We start from the raw sequence: 16,191 nt of genomic DNA on the forward strand, positions 1-16,191 counted from the left end.
GTTTCGATCATGGAGTACCGACTGGTCGACCGGCTGCCCACCGTCGAGGAGTTCGTCGCGGTGACCCGCGCCGTCGGCTGGGCCGACGCGTACGACCCGGCGGCGATCCCCGCCTCGCTGGCCGCCTCGCTGCACGCCGTGGTGGCGGTGGAGGGCGACCGGGTGATCGGGCTGGGCCGGCTGATCGGCGACGGGGCGATCTACTACTACCTGCAGGACCTCGCCGTGGTGCCGGAACGGCAGCGCCGGGGGGTGGGGGCCGCCATCCTCGGTCGGCTGGAGGAGTGGATCGCCGGCCGCGCCTCGGCGCGCACCTTCGTGGGGCTCTTCGCCGCGGGCGAGTCGGTCGCCCTCTACCGGCGGTTCGGCTACGCCGTCCACGACGACATGACCGGCATGTTCCGGGTCGGCCCGCGCCACCCGTCCTGAAACGGCGACGGTCACCGTCCCCGAGCGGGGAACGGTGACCGTCCACGATCGTGCGGCCGGGCGTCAGCCCCGGCGGTTCTGCAGCCAGCGCAGGATGTCGGAGGGGATCTCCTGCTCGCGCCGCGGCTCCTCCGGGCGGGGCGCCGGCTTCGGCTCCGGGCGCTGCGGGTTGCCGGCCAGTTCGCGGCTCGGCGCGGTGAAGTCGCGGACCGGCTGGCCGTCGACCGCGGTGCGGATGATCCGGGCGACCGCGTCGATCACCTTGCTCTGCACCGCGGCGCCGACGGCGTCGCTCGGGTCGTCCGGGTTGGCGGCGATCCCGGCGACCGCCACCTGCGGGGTGAACCCGACGAAGGTCTCGGTGGCGTTCTTCTCCGAGCTGCCGGTCTTGCCGGCGACCGGGCGGCCCACGATCCGGTCCACCCCGCTGGCCGTGCCGCCGTTGCACTGCCCGTACGCGGACTGCTGCCCCACCGGGCAGCGCGCCGCGTCGGTCGCGGCGCGGGCGACGTCGGCCTCCAGCACCCGCTTGCAGGACGGCTGGCCGACCGGCACCTTCGTGCCGTCCGGCGCGGTCACCGACACCACCGGAGTCGGGGCGCAGTACGTCCCCTCGGCGGCCACCGTGGCGTACGCGTTGGCCAGGTCGAGCGGGGTGGTGGCGGCCACGCCGAGGGTGAACGCGCCCCAGTCGGCGGCGTCGTTTGCGGCGAAGGCGGCGTCGGCCTCGGCGCGGAAGGTGATGCCCAGCCGCTGCGCCATCTCCACCACCTTGTCCTCGCCGACCTGCTCGGCCAGCCAGACGAAGTAGGTGTTCACGGAGCGGCCGAAGCCGTCCCACATCATCCGGTAGCCGTCCATCCGCTCCGGGTTCGCGTTGGCCGGGCACCACCTGCCGTCGCAGCTGCCCTCGCCCTCGGCGGCGTACCGGGTGGGCAGGCGGCTGGGGGCGTCGAAGCCGGTGGCGAGAGGCTTGCCGGCCTCCAGCGCGGCGAGCATGGTGAACATCTTGAACGTCGAGCCGGCCTGGTAGCCCTCGACGCTGCCGCCGCCGGAGATCAGCGGGTTGACCGTCTCGTTCTCCGCCACGCCGTACCGGCGGTTGACCGCCATCGCCAGCACCCGGCCGGTGCCCGGCTCGACCGCCGCGATCGGCAGCGCCCGCGCGTCGTCGTCGGCGTAGACCTTGCGGGCCTGGCTGACGGCGGTGGCCTGCACGTCCGGGTCGAGCGAGGTGACCACCCGGTAGCCGCCCCGGCGCAGCGCCTGCTCCCGCTCCTCGGCGGTGGCGCCGAAGGCGGGCTGCTCCAGCCACCACCGGCGCAGGTAGTCGCAGAAGAAGCCGGCGTCGTCGGTCTGGGTGGCCACGCAGCCGTTGGGCTGGGCGGTCGGACGCAGGGTGGGCTTCTCGGCCCGGGCCTGCGCCGCCTGGGCCTCGGTGATCGCGCCGGTGGCGACCATCGCGTCGAGCACGTACCCGCGCCGGGTCAGCGCCGCCTCGGCGTCGCCGTCGATCGGGCTGTACTCGTCGGGCGACTGGACCAGGCCGGCGAGCAGGGCGGCCTCGCCGAGGGTCAGGTCCGCCGGGGCCTTGCCGAAGTAGCGCTGGCTGGCCGCTGCGACGCCGTACGCCCCGGAACCGAAGTACGCGATGTTCAGGTAGCGGTTGAGGATCTCGTCCTTGCTGAGGGAGTCCTCCAGCGCGGTGGCGTACCGGATCTCCTGGAGCTTGCGCCCGACGGTCTGCTCGGTGGCGGCCTGCCGCTCCTCGGCGGTGCGGCTGGGATCGGTCTTGAGCACGTTGCGGACGTACTGCATGGTCAGCGTCGAGCCGCCCTGCGCCGAGCCGCCGGTCAGGTTGGCGACGACGGCGCGGGCCAGGCCGCGCAGGTCGGCTCCGCCGTGCGAGTAGAAGCGCCGGTCCTCGGCGGCGACGATCGCCTGCCGCATCACCGGGGCGATCTCGGCCAGCGGCACGTCCGTGCGGTTCACGTCGTAGAACGTGGTGAGCAGCGTCGTGCCGTCGTTGGCGTAGAGGTAGGACCGCTGCGGGGTGGCCGGCGTGCGCAGGGCCGCCGGCAGCTCGTCGTACGCCCCGAGGGCCGCCTTGGCGGTGGCCCCGGCGAGCAGATTGCCCGGCAGCGCGGCGACCGCGAGAACGAGGCCGGCCAGCAGGCCGGCGAGCAGCACGGTGAAGAGCCGCGACAGCGGCGACCGGGGTCGGGGCATGCTGTCCAGGATTGCCAGCAATTCGTGAAGCGGGCCACCCCGGCACGCGATTGTCAGCTAACTCACCGTGACCTGCCAGCCATCTCCCCGCCCCACACCCCTCCCGTCCCCAATCCGTCCCCTCGCCCGCTCTGCACCGCCACGCTCCCCGCGCCCCTTCACGGCCCTCCTGCCCCCTCCTGCCTCCCTGACTGGCGTTGATCAAGAAGTTTGCGTCGGCCGGCGGCCAGTTCCCGACGCAACCTCTTGATCACCCCGCCGAGGCTCGCGGGCGCGGGGGCGGGAGGGTCAGGCGGCGGGGAGGGGGCCCTGGGGGCCGCCGGTCGAGGTGGGGACGCTGGCGGTGGCGGCGTCGCGGGCGATCGCGGCGGGGACCAGCCGGCCGGAGCGGTAGCCGATCCCGATGCCCGAGATCAGGACGAAGATGGCGCCGAAGGTCTGCAGCGAGCCGATCAGCGCGCCGCCGAGGCCGACCAGCGGGGCGGCGATCATGAGCATCACGCCGTCACCGATGGAGAACATCCCGGAGCGGGCCACCGACCAGCCGGCGAACAGCCAGCCGGCGCTGTAGAAGGTGGCGCCGACCAGGACCAGCATCCGGGCGGTGGTGCCGAAGACCGGGGTCTGCTCGGCCAGCCCGGCGAAGGGCAGCATCAGTACGGTGCCGGCGATGCTGACCAGCAGCCCGGTGACGGCCACCTTGCGGTCGCGGGTGGCGGCGAGCAGCCCGGTCAACGCCAGCAGGGCGAGCAGGCCCAGCCAGACCGCGGCCACCCAGCCCACCAGGTACAGCGGCCGGCCGTCGGCCGGGTACGGGTCGTTGCCCACCCCGCCGTCGCTGGCCATCGCCACCACGCCGTACAGCACCGCGTACGCGGGCAGCAGCCACACCGACGCGCGGGCGAAGCGCCGCAGCGACCAGGCCCAGCTCGCGTTGGTGGCCGGCGCCGCGGGGCCCGGGTCGCCGACGAAGGGCAGCACCCCGAACCCCCCACCGGTACGGCGGGTGCCCAGCGGGCCGGCGGGATCGTGCGCGCCGGGGACGGGGGTGGTGGAGAAGAGCCGCTTCGCCGGGTCCATGGTCACCTCGCTCGCTCCGACGGGCGGCGCGGGGACGCATCCGGCGCCCCGGCTCCTGGCCACCACCCGTCCGTCAGACCGATCGTGGCAGGCGCCGGGACGCCGTATGAGTGTTTCTCGCATTTGCCGTCCGAGGTCGGACGGCGGCCGGATCAGCCGCGGGCCCGCTGGTCCGACGGGTCGTTCACCAGGCTCTCCGGCGAGACCGGCTCCGGGGCGGGCAGCCCCTGCGGGGCCTTGCCGCCGGTGGCCTGCGCCTCGGCGACGCGCACCTCGTCATGGATCTCCTGAGCGGCGGAGGCCGCCGCCCGGGCCGCCTCCGCGGCCTCGCGCTCGACCTGGCTCGCGTGGTCGGCCGCCTCCGGCGCGGGAAGGTCGCCCACCATCCCGGCCAGCCCGCCCAGCGCCCCGCCCATCCCTTCCAGGGCCTTGGTCAGCTCGGCCGGGACGATCCAGACCTTGTTGGCGGTGCCGTTGGCGATCTGCGGCAGCGCCTGGAGGTACTGGTAGGCCAGCACCTTCTGGCTCGGGTTGGCCTGGTGGATGGCGTCGAAGACGGTACGGATCGCCTTGGCCTGACCCTCGGCCTGGAGGATCCGGGCCTGCCGGTCACCGTCGGCGCGCAGCACCGCGGACTGCTTCTCACCCTCGGCGGTGAGGATCTGCGACTGCTTGTGCCCCTCCGCGGTCAGGATCGCCGCCCGGCGGTCCCGCTCGGCGCGCATCTGCTTCTCCATCGAGTCCCGGATGCTCGCCGGCGGCTCGATCGCCTTGATCTCCACCCGGGTGACCTTGATGCCCCAGCGTCCGGTGGTCTCGTCCAGCACCCCGGAGAGGTGCCGGTTGATCTCCTCGCGGCTGGTCAGCGCCCGCTCCAGGTCCAGCGAGCCGATCACGTTGCGCAGCGTGGTGACGGTGAGCTGCTCGATGGCCTGGATGAAGTTGGCGATCTCGTAGGTGGCCCGGACCGCGTCGACCACCTTGTAGTAGAGGACCGTGTCGATCGACACGACCAGGTTGTCCGAGGTGATCACCGGCTGCGGCGGGAAGCTGACCACCTGCTCGCGCATGTCGACCTTGGTACGCACCGCGTCGATGAACGGGACCAGCAGGTTCAGGCCCGGGTTCAAGGTGCGCTTGTACTTTCCGAGCCGCTCCACCACGTCCTGACGCTGCTGCGGCACGATGCGTACCGCCTTGACCAGCGTCACCACGACGATCAGGGCCACGGCCACCAACAGGACCGCTGCAAACTCCATACCGCTCACCTTTTCGCTTCCGGCAGCTCGCCGGGGGAGGAAATGTCGTCCTGCCACACCAGGGCGGTGGCGCCCCGGACCTTGATCACCTGCACCCGCTCACCGGGCTCGAACGACTGCGTCGCGTCGTACGCCCGGGCGCTCCACAGCTCACCGTCGATCTTGACGAGGCCGCGCCCGTCGTCGACCCGCTCCAGCACCAGCGCGGTGGCGCCCTCCAGCGCCTCCACCCCGAACGCCTGCTCGCCGCTCTCCAGCGCGCTGCGCGCGTGTCGGGCGATGACCGGCCGGACCAACGCCACCGAGAGCGCCGACACGGCGGCGAACACCAGCGCCTGCACCGGGACCGGGGCGCCCAGCGCGGCGGCCCCGGCGGCGGCGAACGCGCCGGCCGCGAACATGATCAGAAGAAGGGTCGTCGTGAAGATCTCGGCGACGCCCAACAGCACACCCAGCACGATCCACACCACGGCGTCCACCTATCAATCGTGACACGCCGACGCACGCCGCGCCGTCCCCCATGATCAGTAAGCTCGCCGGGTAGGCCGCGACCGACCGAGGAGAACGCCGTGCCCCTGCTGCCCGAGACCGTCCGCCGGGCCGATGCGCTGGTCGCGCAGGCACAGTCCACCGGCCGCGCGCCGTCGCTGGCTCTGGGCGTCGTCCGCGACGGGACGCTCGCCCACCTCGCCGCCGCCGGGGACCACCCGCGTCCCGACGCCGACCTGCAGTACCGGCTCGGCTCGATCAGCAAGACCATGACGGCCACCCTGGTCATGCAGCAGCGCGACGCCGGTCGGCTCGCCCTGGACGACCCGCTGGAGCGGCACCTGCCCGGCACGCCGGTCGGCGCGCTGACCCTGCGCCAACTCCTCGGGCACGCCGGCGGGCTGCAACGCGAACCGGACGGGCAGTGGTGGGAGCGGACCGAGGGCGGCGACCTGGCCACGCTGGTCGCCGGGCTGACCCCTGAGAAGATCGCGTACCCGCCGCACCGGGCGTACCACTACTCCAACCTGGCGTACGGGCTGCTCGGCGGGGTGCTGGAACGAATCACCGGCACGCCCTGGGCGGAGCTGACCCGGGAGCGACTCCTCGCCCCGCTCGGCATGCACCGGACCACCTACGACGCCACCGAACCGTACGCCCGCGGCTACGTGGTGCACCCCTGGCACGACACGCTGCGGGAGGAGCCGCGTACCGACACCGGGGCGATGGCGCCGGCCGGGCAGCTCTGGTCCACGGTGACGGACCTGGCCCGCTGGGCGGCGTTCCTCGCCGATCCCACGCCGGCCGTGCTCGCGCCGGAGACGCTGACCGAGATGTGCGTGCCCGTGGTGATCAGCGACCTGGACTCGTGGACCGGCGGGCACGGCCTCGGGGTGGAGCTCTACCGGGAGGGCGACCGGGTCTACGTCGGACACGGCGGCTCGATGCCCGGGTACGTCGCCGCGCTGGCCGTGCACCGGCCGAGCCGTACCGCCGTGGTCGGTTACGCCAACGCGTACGGCCTGCGCTCGGCCCACCTCGGCGGGCTCGCCCGGCAGCTGCTCACCCTGGTGCTCGACACCGAGCCCGAGCCGGTGACGCCGTGGCGGCCGGCCGCCGCGCCGCCGGCCGGGGAACTGGCCGAGCTGACCGGCCGCTGGTGGTGGATGGGCGTCGAGTTCGAGTTCCGCACCGACCCGGCGGGCGAGCTGTGGGCCGGCCGGGTCGGCGAGCCGGTGCTCCGGTTCACCCCCGAGGGCCCGGACCGCTGGCGGGGCCGCACCGGCGCCCAGGACGGCGAGCTCCTCACCGTCGTCCGCGACGAGGCCGGCCGGGCGGTCGCCCTCGACATCGCCACGTTCGTCTTCACCCGCACCCCCGACCAGGAGCCCTGAGCTCTTCTGGTCCGCCGTCGCCGGCCCGGCGACACCGACGGGCGGACGGGTGGGAGCCGGCGGGCGGTCAGCCGGGCTCGGTGACGAAGTCGATCAGGCGTTCCATCGCGTTGATCAGCGGCGTCTCCACGTCGGCGAAGCTGTCGACGCGGGACAGGATGTGCCGCCACATGTCCGCCGGCTCGGCCACCCCGAGCGCCGCGCAGACGCCTTCCTTCCAGGGCCGCCCCGGCGGCACCACCGGCCACGCCGCGATACCGAGCGCCGCGGGCTTCACGGCCTGCCAGACGTCGACGTACGGGTGGCCGGTGACCAGCACGTGCGGCGAGGTCACCTTCGCCACGATCCGGCTCTCCTTGGAGCCGGGCACCAGGTGGTCGACCAGCACCCCGAGCCGCCGGGTCGGTCCGGGGCCGAAGTCGCGCACCTCGGCGTCGAGGGCGTCGATGCCGTCCAACGGCTCGACCACCACGCCCTCGATCCGCAGGTCGTCACCCCAGATCCGCTCCACCAGGGCGGCGTCGTGCACGCCCTCCACCCAGATCCGGCTCGCCTTGGCCACCTGCGCCCGGACGTTGTCGAGCGCGATCGACCCGGAGGCGGTCCGCCGGCGGGCCGCCGGCACCGGGGCACGGGTCGGCCGGCGCAGCGTCACCGGCCGGCCGTCGAGCAGGAACGCCGCCGGCAGCAACGGGAAGTTGCGCCGCCGACCGTGCCGGTCCTCCAGCACCACCGCACCGGACTCGAACCCGACCACCGCGCCACAGAAGCCGGAGTCGGCGTCCTCGACCACCAGGTCCGGCTCGGCGTCGACCTCCGGGGTCACCTTCCGCCGCCGCCAGTCCCCCGCCAGCACGTCCTCGCCGTATCGCCGCGCCATGTCGATCAAACTAACCGCCGCCCCGGCGCGCCGCCCGCCGACGCGCCGCCGCACCGCTCCGTGGCAGCCCCGCCCCCGACGAGGCCTCATGATCGGGTCGCAATTTCCCACCCGACACGCCGACGAACGTGTCGGGAAATGCGACCCGATCATGGGACGGGAGTGCGGCGCGGCAACTGCGCCGAGGCCGTGGCGACGGAGTGCGAGTCGGGTGGACCGACCGGTGCCGGGAAGCCGGCGCGCCCGAGGCGGAGGAAGCGCCAGGGCGGCGGCGGAGCCGGGCGGGCGGGGGCGAAGCGGGCAGTTCGGGGCAGGTGACGCGGCCGGAGCGGCAGTCGAGACAGGGCAGGCGGGGACCACGTACCCTTTCGGCATGTCCTCCCCCGCAACGGGCGCGGCCACCCTTGCCCCGCGCCGGTCGAGCCGGTTCGTTGCCTGGGTGCGCGCCTGGCGCGCCGGCCTGGTGCCGTACGACGAGGTCGCCGAATCCATCGCCGGCGACGAGGAGCACCTGGTCGCGGACGCGCCCGGCACCTGGACCGACGTCCCGCTGCGCGACGCGCTACCCAGCCTGGCCAAGCTCTCGCCCGACGAGATCCGGTTGGTGCTGCCCGCACCCGGCGACCCGCGCGGCCTGCCCGGTCCCGGCGACTTCGCCGGCGCGGCGCTGCTCGCCGGCGAGGCGGTGGTCGCCGGGCCGCTGGGGCTGATCCCCGAGGTGCGCACGCACACGTCCGGTTCCGGGATGACCTGGGAGACCGTGCTCTGGCGGGTGTACCCGCTGCCGGCCGACGCGCCGAAGGCGTCGCTCGCGGCGCCCGGCGCGGCGGAGGCCGAGGCCGAGCTGGCCGCCGCGCTGGCCGAGACGACCGCCGCGCTGACCCGGCTCGACGTGGCCCAGTGGCGGCCCGAGCTGGCCGGGGCCCTCGCGGCGCTGCGCCGCCCGGACGGCGCCACCGACCTGCCGCCCGGCTTCGACCCGCGCGCCCGGCGGCTCTTCGCCCGGGCGGCCGTGCTGGACCGGGTGCTCGCCCTGGCCGGGCACAGCGCGCCGGGCGGGGCGATCAACAACTACGAGGCCCAGCAGCGCGACGCCGCGCTGCGCCCGCTCACCACCGCCTGCCGGCAGGCGCTGGTCGCCGCCTGCAACGCTCCGCTGCGCCCCTGAGGGCGTACCCGTGCCGGCCGGCCCGGGCGACGGACGCCCGGCCGGCGCGCGGCCGGCCCACGACGCCGGCCGGTCAGACCTCGTCGATGAGGTCGGCGACCGAGTCGACGATCCGCGACGGCCGGTACGGGTAGCGCTCGGCCTCGACCCGGCTGCTGATCCCGGTGAGCACCAGGATGGTCTCCAGCCCGGCCTCCAGGCCACAGAGGATGTCGGTGTCCATCCGGTCGCCGATCATCGCGGTGGTCTCCGAGTGCGCGTTGATGGTGTTGAGCGCCGAGCGCATCATCATCGGGTTCGGCTTGCCGACGAAGTACGGCTCCACCCCGGTCGCCTTCGAGATCATCGCGGCCACCGAGCCGGCGGCGGGCAGCGCGCCCTCCACCGACGGGCCGGTGACGTCGGGGTTGGTGCAGATGAACCGGGCCCCGTCGTTGATCAGCCGGACCGCCTTGGTGATCGCCTCGAAGCTGTAGGTGCGGGTCTCCCCCAGCACCACGTAGTCCGGCGCGAAATCGGTCAGCACGTAGCCGACCGCGTGCAGCGCCGTGGTCAGCCCGGCCTCACCGATCACGTACGCGGTGCCGCCCGGCCGCTGGTCGGCGAGGAACTGGGCGGTGGCCAGCGCCGACGACCAGATCGCCTCCTCCGGCACGTCGAGTCCCATCCGGACCAGCCGGGCCTGGAGGTCCCGCGGGGTGTAGATCGAGTTGTTGGTCAGCACCAGGAACGGCTTGCCGGAGGCGCGCAGCCGCTTGACGAACTCGGGGGCACCCGGCACGGGCTGGCCCTCGTGCACCAGCACGCCGTCCATGTCGGTGAGCCAGCTCTGCACCGGCTTGCGGTCCTGCATCGTCTCGTCCCAGGGGGTGTCGGAGTGGGTGGTCTCAGGGGCGGCGGGCGGCCGGCACGCAGCACGGCGTGGGACAGGTGTCCCACATCGGCAGCTCACCGAGGCGGCGGCGCAGCCGCTCCCCGTCGGGCGTGGTGCGCTCGGCCACCAGTTCGCGGACCATCGCCACGAAACGCGGGTCGGTGCCCGGCGTGCCCGCCCGGACGAAGTCCAGGCCGAGCCGCTTGGCCGTCTCCAGCGCCTCGGTGTCCAGGTCCCAGACCACTTCCAGGTGGTCGGAGACGAAGCCGATCGGGCTGACCACCACGCTGGTCACCCCGGACTCGGCGAGCGCGGTCAGGTGGTCGTTGATGTCCGGCTCCAGCCACGGCACCTGCGGCGGGCCGGACCGGCTCTGCCAGACCAGGTCGTACGGCAGGTCGGGCGCGGCGGCGGCGTGCACCAGCCGGGCGACCTCCGCCAGCTGCGCGGTGTACCGGCCGCCGTGCGGGCCGGCGGTGGCCGCCGCCGAGACGGGGACGGAGTGCGCGGTGAAGACCACCCGGGTGGTGTCCCGCTGCGCCGGGTCGAGCTGGGCCAGCGCCGCCTGCACCGCGTCGACGTGCGGCTCGACGAAGCCGGGGTGGTCCCAGAACTGGCGCAGCTTCTCGATCACGGGGGCGTCCGCTCCGACCGCGGCCCGCGCTGCGGCGATGTCCTCCTGGTACTGCCGGCAGGACGAGTAGCCGCCGTACGCGCTGGTGACGAAGGCCAGCGCCCGGGTGACCCCGTCGTCGCGCATCCGCGCCACCGTGTCGGCGAGCATCGGATCCCAGTTGCGGTTGCCCCAGTAGACCGGCAGGTCGACGCCGTTGGCGGCGAAGTCCGCCCGGATCGCGGCGAGCAACTCGCGGCACTGCTGGTTGATCGGGGAGACCCCGCCGAAGTGCAGGTAGTGCTCGACGACCTCTTCGAGCCGCTCCGGCGGCACGCCCCGGCCCCGGGTCACGTTCTGCAGGAAGGGCAGCACGTCCTCGGGACGCTCCGGGCCGCCGAAGGAGACCAGCACCAATGCGTCGTACGCCATGGTCCCATTCTCCCCCGACGGCCGTGCCGGCCCGGCGGCCACCCCGCGGGCACCGGCTTACGCCGGTGGCTCAGGCGCCGATCGCGTGGTAGCCGCCGTCGACGTGGACGATCTCGCCGGTGGTGGCCGGGAACCAGTCGGACAGCAGCGCCAGGCAGGCCCGGGCGGCCGGCTCCTGGTCGGTGAGGCTCCAGCCGAGCGGGGCGCGCTCGGTCCAGGCGTCCTCGAACTGCTCGAAGCCGGGGATCGACTTGGCGGCGATGGTGCGCAGCGGGCCGGCGGCGACCAGGTTGCTGCGGATGCCCTGCTTGCCCAGGTGCAGGGCGAGGTAGCGGGAGGCGGACTCCAGGCCGGCCTTGGCCACGCCCATCCAGTCGTAGACCGGCCACGCCTTGGTGGCGTCGAAGGTGAGCCCGACCACGGCGCCGCCGGACGACATCAGCGGCAGCGCCGCCATGGCCAGCGACTTGTACGAGTAGGTGGAGACCTGGAGCGCCGTGGCCACGTCCTCCCACGGGGCGTCGAGGAAGCCGCCGCCGAGGCAGCTCTGCGGGGCGAACCCGATCGAGTGCACCACCCCGTCCAGGCCGTCGACGTGCTCGCGCACCTTGTCTGCCAGGCCGGCCAGGTGCTCCGGGTTCGTCACGTCCAGCTCGATCACCGGGGCCGGCTCGGGCAGCCGCTTGGCGATCCGCTCGACCAGGGAGAGCCGGCCGTAGCCGGTGAGCACGACCTGCGCGCCGTTCTCCTGGGCGAGCTTCGCCACCGAGAAGGCGATCGAGGCGTCGGTGATGACGCCGGTGACCAGCAGCCGCTTACCGGCGAGCAGTCCGGACATTCGGGGATTCCTCCGTACGTTTTCTCGGGTGGGGCGGTCGTCAGTGGCCCATGCCCAGGCCGCCGTCGACCGGGATGACGGCGCCGGAGATGTAGCCGGCGGCGTCCGAGGCCAGCCAGGTGACCACGCCCGCGACCTCGTCCGGCTCGGCGAACCGGCCGGCCGGGATGGCCTTGCGGTATTCCGCGCGACGCTCGTCGGGCAGCTTGGCGGTCATGTCGGTGTCGATGAAGCCGGGGGCGACCACGTTGGCGGTGATGTTGCGGCTGCCCAGCTCGCGGGTGATCGAGCGGGCCACGCCCACCAGGCCGGCCTTGCTGGCCGCGTAGTTGACCTGGCCGACGCCGCCGTAGAGGCCGACCACCGAGGAGATGAAGATCATCCGACCCCACTTCGCCCGGAGCATCTTCGTCGACGCCCGCTTGGCGCAGCGGAAGGTGCCGGTGAGGTTGGTGTCCAGCACGCCGGTGAACTGCTCCTCGGACATCCGCATCAGCAGCGTGTCGTCGGTGATGCCGGCGTTGGCGACCAGCACCTCCACCGGCCCCAGCTCCGCCTCGACGGCGGTGAAGGCCGCGTCCACCGACGCGGCGTCGGTGACGTCACACCGGACGCCGAAGAGCCCGGCCGGGGCGTCGCCGCTGCGGTGGGTCACCGCCACCCGGTCGCCCTGCTTGGCGAACGCCTGCGCGATGGCCAGGCCGATTCCCCGGTTGCCGCCGGTCACCAGCACGGTACGGGCCACGGGTCCCCCTCTGCTCAGCTGATCTCTGCGTCGGTCGGAGCCTAGGCGTTACCGACAGGTAAGCGCTAACGCCCGGACCGCCCGGGACCCTGCCCGAGGGGTCCGGACGCCCTTCACGGCCCCTCCTCGCCGACCCTTCGGCCGGGTCGGTCGGGACGCTCGGCCGGGTGCGCGGCGACAGCGTCCCCGTTGTACGATGATCGGCGTTTGCGGGTCGGCGTCCGGCCCGCGTTCCGGGCCCCGCCGACCGCAGGAGGTGATCGCTGTGCGAGATAGCGATCCTCCCAGTCGTGGCCGGGCCCTCCGTCAGCCCCGCTGAGCCACGACTCAGTCGGTGAGCTGACCCAGCTCCCGCTCCCCGCACCGCCCGCTCCGGTCACCGCCGGGGTGGCCGGCCCGCGCCGTCCCGCTCCCGGGACGGCCCACGGTGGAGCCGCCCGGTCACGACTTCGTGTGCGCGTCCTGCTCAACCCCTGCGGTCCGCCCCCGCACGCGCGGACCGTCCAGCCGCCACCCGGAGCCGTCCATGAGCCGTTATGTCGCCCCGCTGGGCTTCACCCTCGCCGCCGTCTGGGTGGCCGTCGTCTTCGTCCTGGCCGGCGGCGGTCACTGACCACCGCCGGCCGTACGGCCACCCGTCCCGCCCGGGACGGCGCCCGCTCGCACTCCTGACCGGTCTCAGAGCATCCGGGACGACCAGAGCAGGCTCAGCCCGCCGGCGCAGAGCGCGAGCAGCAGGGCCACCCCCGCGTACCACTGGGTGATCTCGCGGGGCTCGGTGCGGAACCCGATCGAGCTGCCCATGTCCTGGTAGACCTGCTTCAGCTCGGAGACCGAGGCCGCCTCGTAGAAGTAGCCCTCGGTGGTCTCGGCCAGCTGCGCCAGCGCCAGCCGGTCCACCGGCACCCGCTGCGGCTGGCCGTTGATGTCGACCTGCCCCGAGTCGGTGCCGAAGGCGATGGTGGAGACCGGCACGTTGGCCGCCTGCGCCGCCGCGGCGGCCTCCTCCACCGACCGGCCCGACGTGCGGAAGCCGTCGGAGAGCAGCACGATCCGGGCCGGCGGAATGCCGGCCGCGCCGTCGGCCGGGACCGAGCGGATCGCCTCCAGGCAGGTGAAGACCGCCTCGCCGGTGGCGGTCGCCTCGGCCAGGGTCAGCCCGTCGATCGCCGCCGTCACCGCCTCCCGGTCCTTGCTGGGGGCGACCAGCACGTTCGCCGACTTGGCGAAGGAGACCAGCCCGAGGTTGTAACTCTCCGGCAGCTCCCCGACGAACTGCTTCGCCGCCTCCTGCGCGGCCTCCAACCGGTTCGGCGCCACGTCGTCGGCCTGCATGGACAGTGAGACGTCGATCGCCAGCATGACGGTGGCCCGCTCCAGGGGCTCCCGGGTGTCCATCGCCGGGCGGGCCATCCCCGCGGCCAGCGCCACCAGGGCGAGCAGGAACGCGGTGGCCGCGGCGTGCCGCCGCCAGCCCAGGCCCTTCGGCGCCAGGGTCCGCAGCAGGTCCACGTTGGTGAACCGCATCGCGTACGCCCGGCGGTGGCGCTGCCGCCAGACGTAGAGCGCGGCGAGGGCCAGCACCGGCAGCAGGGCCAGCAGCCACCACGGTTGCAGAAAACGGATCATCGCGTCGTCCCCCGGGTGCGCGCGTGCCGCTGCGCGGCCACGAATCGCACCATGTCCAGCAGCCAGTCTCGATCGGTACGCAGGCGCAGGTGCCCGGCGCCGGCGGCGCGCAGCTCGGTGGCGATCGCCTCGCGCTGGGCGGCCGCCGCCTCGGCGTACCGCTGGCGCAGCCGGGGATCGGCGGTCTGCACCTCGTGCAGCTCCCCGGTCTCCGGGTCGACCACCGGCAGCACCCCCACGTCCGGCAGCTCCAACTCGCGCGGGTCGACCACCTCGATCGCCAGCACGTCGTGCCGGACCCGCAGCTTACGCAGCGGCCGACCCCACTGCTGCGGCGGCGCGAGGAAGTCCGAGATCACCACCGCCAGGCCCCGCCGCCGCGGCGGGCGGTTGAGCAGGTCGACCAGCGCGCCCAGGTCGCTGCGCCCGGGCCGGACCGGGGTGTGCGCGACGGCCCGCAGCAACGCGTGCGCCTCCCGGCGACCCGAGCGGGCCGGCACCCGGGTGAGCACGCCCGGCCCGACGGGCGGCGGGGGGGCGGCGCGCCAGCGGCCGGCGGGCGCCGCGGTCTCCGCGCCGGTGCCGATCACCGCGCCGATCCGATTGCCGCCGCGCACTGTCAAATGGGTCAGGGCGGCGGTCGCGGCGATCACCACCTCCCGCTTGAGCCAGCGCCCGGTGCCGAAGTCGAGGCTCGCCGACAGGTCCACCGCGAGCCAGGTCTCCAGCTCCCGGTCGGCGACCGTCCGCCGCACGTGCGGCATGGTGGTCCGGGCGGTGACCGGCCAGTCCATCCGGCGTACGTCGTCGCCGGGCCGGTACTCCCGCGACTCCCCCGCCTCGCTGCCCGGGCCGGGCAGCAGTCCGGCGTAGTCGCCCTGGAGCAGGCCGTCGAGCTTGCGGGTGACCAGCAGCTGCAACCGGGACAGCACCGCCTCGGTCCGCTCGCCGCCGGCGTCGGCCGGGCGCTCGGGTGAGGTCACGGCCGCTGCCCGGGCCAGCCGGCGCCGGGCGGCGCGCTGACCGGCGGCACCGGGGTCGCCTGCTGGCGGGGCGCCACCGAGGGCAGCGGGATCGTCGACATGACCCGGTGCACCACGTGGTCGGCGGGCACGTCGTCGGCGAGCGCGTCGTAGCTGAGCACCAGCCGGTGCCGGAGGATGTCCGGCGCGATGTCCTGCACGTCCTGGGGCAGCGCGTAGTCGCGGCCGCGCAACAGGGCCAGCGCCCGGGTGGCCCGGACCAGCCCGAGCGAGGCACGCGGGCTGGCGCCGTACTGGATGAGCCGGGCGACGTCCGGCATCCCGTGCTCGGCCGGGGTCCGGGTGGCCAGCACCAGCCGGACCGCGTAGTCGACCAGCGCGTTGTGCACGAAGACCTGGTCGGCCTTCTGCTGCAGGGCGATCAGGTCGTCGGTGGTGAAGACCTGCGCCGGCTCCGGCGGGGCGACGCCCATCCGGTAGACGATCTCGCGCTCCTCGGCGTCGGTCGGGTACCCGACCACGATCTTCATCAGGAACCGGTCCCGCTGCGCCTCCGGCAGCGGGTAGACGCCCTCCTGCTCGATCGGGTTCTGGGTGGCCATCACCAGGAACGGGTTCGGCACCCGGTGCGTCTCGCCGCCGATGGAGACCTGCCGCTCGCTCATCACCTCCAGCAGCGCGGACTGCACCTTCGCCGGAGCCCGGTTGATCTCGTCGGCGAGGAGGAAGTTGACGAAGACCGGGCCCAGCTCCACGTCGAACTTCTCGCTGGACTGCCGGTAGATCCGGGTGCCCATGATGTCGGCGGGGACCAGATCCGGGGTGAACTGCACCCGGGCGAAGTCGCCGCCGACGACCTTGGCCAGGGTCTCCACCGCCAGCGTCTTGGCCACCCCGGGTACGCCCTCCAGCAGGCAGTGGCCCCGGGCGAGGAGCGCGACGAACATCCGCTCCACCATCCGGTCCTGGCCGACGATGACCCGTTTGATCTCGAACAGCGCCCGTTCCAGCAGGCTGGCATCCTCCGCCGGCGTGCTCACCGGTGTGCTCACCGGCGTGGGCGTCTCGGGGGCCGCCCCGTTCGGGGTCGGGGCGTCGGGCGTGGTCGGCTGGGCCACCGGTCCTCCACAGCATGATCGGTCGTCGCGG

The 16,191-nt window shown here is 74.1% G+C and carries 15 protein-coding genes; 3 read left to right on the forward strand and 12 right to left on the reverse strand.

Going from position 1 to position 16,191, the window contains the following annotated elements:
- Positions 1 to 9: 9 nt before the first annotated feature.
- Positions 10 to 429 carry a GNAT family N-acetyltransferase gene (locus ACTWM8_RS20630; protein ID WP_446210483.1) on the forward strand — a complete coding sequence of 140 codons (420 nt, stop codon included), beginning with the start codon at positions 10 to 12 and terminating at the stop codon, positions 427 to 429.
- Between the two features lie 63 nt (positions 430 to 492).
- Here ACTWM8_RS20630 and ACTWM8_RS20635 read toward each other — a convergent pair whose 3' ends face one another.
- The 4 genes from ACTWM8_RS20635 to ACTWM8_RS20650 all read right to left on the reverse strand — a co-directional run bounded on the left by ACTWM8_RS20635 (position 493) and on the right by ACTWM8_RS20650 (position 5,476).
- Entirely contained in the window at positions 493 to 2,658 is a 2,166-nt protein-coding gene (locus ACTWM8_RS20635) for a transglycosylase domain-containing protein (protein ID WP_446210484.1), read from the reverse strand.
- Positions 2,659 to 2,946: 288 nt separating this feature from the next.
- The gene (locus ACTWM8_RS20640; RefSeq protein ID WP_446210485.1) at positions 2,947 to 3,738 is read right to left on the reverse strand and encodes a hypothetical protein; all 792 of its coding nucleotides are present in this window, start codon (positions 3,736 to 3,738) and stop codon (positions 2,947 to 2,949) included.
- 152 nt (positions 3,739 to 3,890) lie between these two features.
- Positions 3,891 to 4,997, reverse strand: a complete 1,107-nt coding sequence (locus ACTWM8_RS20645) for an SPFH domain-containing protein (protein ID WP_154936089.1) — start codon at positions 4,995 to 4,997, stop codon at positions 3,891 to 3,893.
- 5 nt (positions 4,998 to 5,002) lie between these two features.
- On the reverse strand, positions 5,003 to 5,476 hold the full coding sequence (locus ACTWM8_RS20650; protein ID WP_377612117.1) for an NfeD family protein: 474 nt from the start codon (positions 5,474 to 5,476) through the stop codon (positions 5,003 to 5,005).
- Between the two features lie 90 nt (positions 5,477 to 5,566).
- Between ACTWM8_RS20650 and ACTWM8_RS20655 the strand changes: the two genes are divergently transcribed.
- Positions 5,567 to 6,880: a serine hydrolase domain-containing protein gene (locus ACTWM8_RS20655; protein WP_446210486.1), complete on the forward strand. Its 1,314-nt coding sequence runs from the start codon at positions 5,567 to 5,569 to the stop codon at positions 6,878 to 6,880.
- 67 nt (positions 6,881 to 6,947) lie between these two features.
- Here the strand turns inward: ACTWM8_RS20655 and ACTWM8_RS20660 are convergent, their stop codons facing one another.
- Positions 6,948 to 7,760, reverse strand: coding sequence for a DUF3097 domain-containing protein (locus ACTWM8_RS20660; protein ID WP_154936086.1), 813 nt, complete (start codon positions 7,758 to 7,760; stop codon positions 6,948 to 6,950).
- A 373-nt stretch (positions 7,761 to 8,133) separates the two neighbouring features.
- On the opposite strand from ACTWM8_RS20660, the gene ACTWM8_RS20665 reads away from it, so the two are divergent.
- On the forward strand, positions 8,134 to 8,928 hold the full coding sequence (locus ACTWM8_RS20665) for a hypothetical protein (protein ID WP_154936085.1): 795 nt from the start codon (positions 8,134 to 8,136) through the stop codon (positions 8,926 to 8,928).
- 73 nt (positions 8,929 to 9,001) lie between these two features.
- On the opposite strand, the gene ACTWM8_RS20670 is transcribed toward ACTWM8_RS20665, so the two are convergent.
- The 7 genes from ACTWM8_RS20670 to ACTWM8_RS20700 all read right to left on the reverse strand — a co-directional run bounded on the left by ACTWM8_RS20670 (position 9,002) and on the right by ACTWM8_RS20700 (position 16,160).
- The gene (locus ACTWM8_RS20670) at positions 9,002 to 9,781 is read right to left on the reverse strand and encodes an HAD-IIA family hydrolase (protein ID WP_238450956.1); all 780 of its coding nucleotides are present in this window, start codon (positions 9,779 to 9,781) and stop codon (positions 9,002 to 9,004) included.
- Between the two features lie 34 nt (positions 9,782 to 9,815).
- Positions 9,816 to 10,847, reverse strand: coding sequence for a ferrochelatase (locus ACTWM8_RS20675; RefSeq protein WP_446210487.1), 1,032 nt, complete (start codon positions 10,845 to 10,847; stop codon positions 9,816 to 9,818).
- Positions 10,848 to 10,917: 70 nt separating this feature from the next.
- Positions 10,918 to 11,685, reverse strand: coding sequence for an enoyl-ACP reductase FabI (fabI, locus tag ACTWM8_RS20680; protein WP_358004063.1), 768 nt, complete (start codon positions 11,683 to 11,685; stop codon positions 10,918 to 10,920).
- Positions 11,686 to 11,725: 40 nt separating this feature from the next.
- On the reverse strand, positions 11,726 to 12,430 hold the full coding sequence (fabG, locus tag ACTWM8_RS20685; protein ID WP_154936081.1) for a beta-ketoacyl-ACP reductase: 705 nt from the start codon (positions 12,428 to 12,430) through the stop codon (positions 11,726 to 11,728).
- Between the two features lie 678 nt (positions 12,431 to 13,108).
- Positions 13,109 to 14,059 (reverse strand): VWA domain-containing protein, encoded by a 951-nt coding sequence (locus ACTWM8_RS20690; protein ID WP_179805714.1) that lies wholly within the window; start codon positions 14,057 to 14,059, stop codon positions 13,109 to 13,111.
- Positions 14,056 to 15,060 (reverse strand): DUF58 domain-containing protein, encoded by a 1,005-nt coding sequence (locus ACTWM8_RS20695; RefSeq protein WP_446214613.1) that lies wholly within the window; start codon positions 15,058 to 15,060, stop codon positions 14,056 to 14,058. Before ACTWM8_RS20695 ends, ACTWM8_RS20690 begins: the two co-directional genes overlap by 4 nt.
- Positions 15,039 to 16,160, reverse strand: a complete 1,122-nt coding sequence (locus ACTWM8_RS20700) for an AAA family ATPase (protein ID WP_377612130.1) — start codon at positions 16,158 to 16,160, stop codon at positions 15,039 to 15,041. The genes ACTWM8_RS20695 and ACTWM8_RS20700 overlap by 22 nt, the downstream gene beginning before the upstream one ends.
- Positions 16,161 to 16,191 lie beyond the last annotated feature (31 nt).

The organism is Micromonospora sp. IBSANI012 (assembly GCF_052814045.1).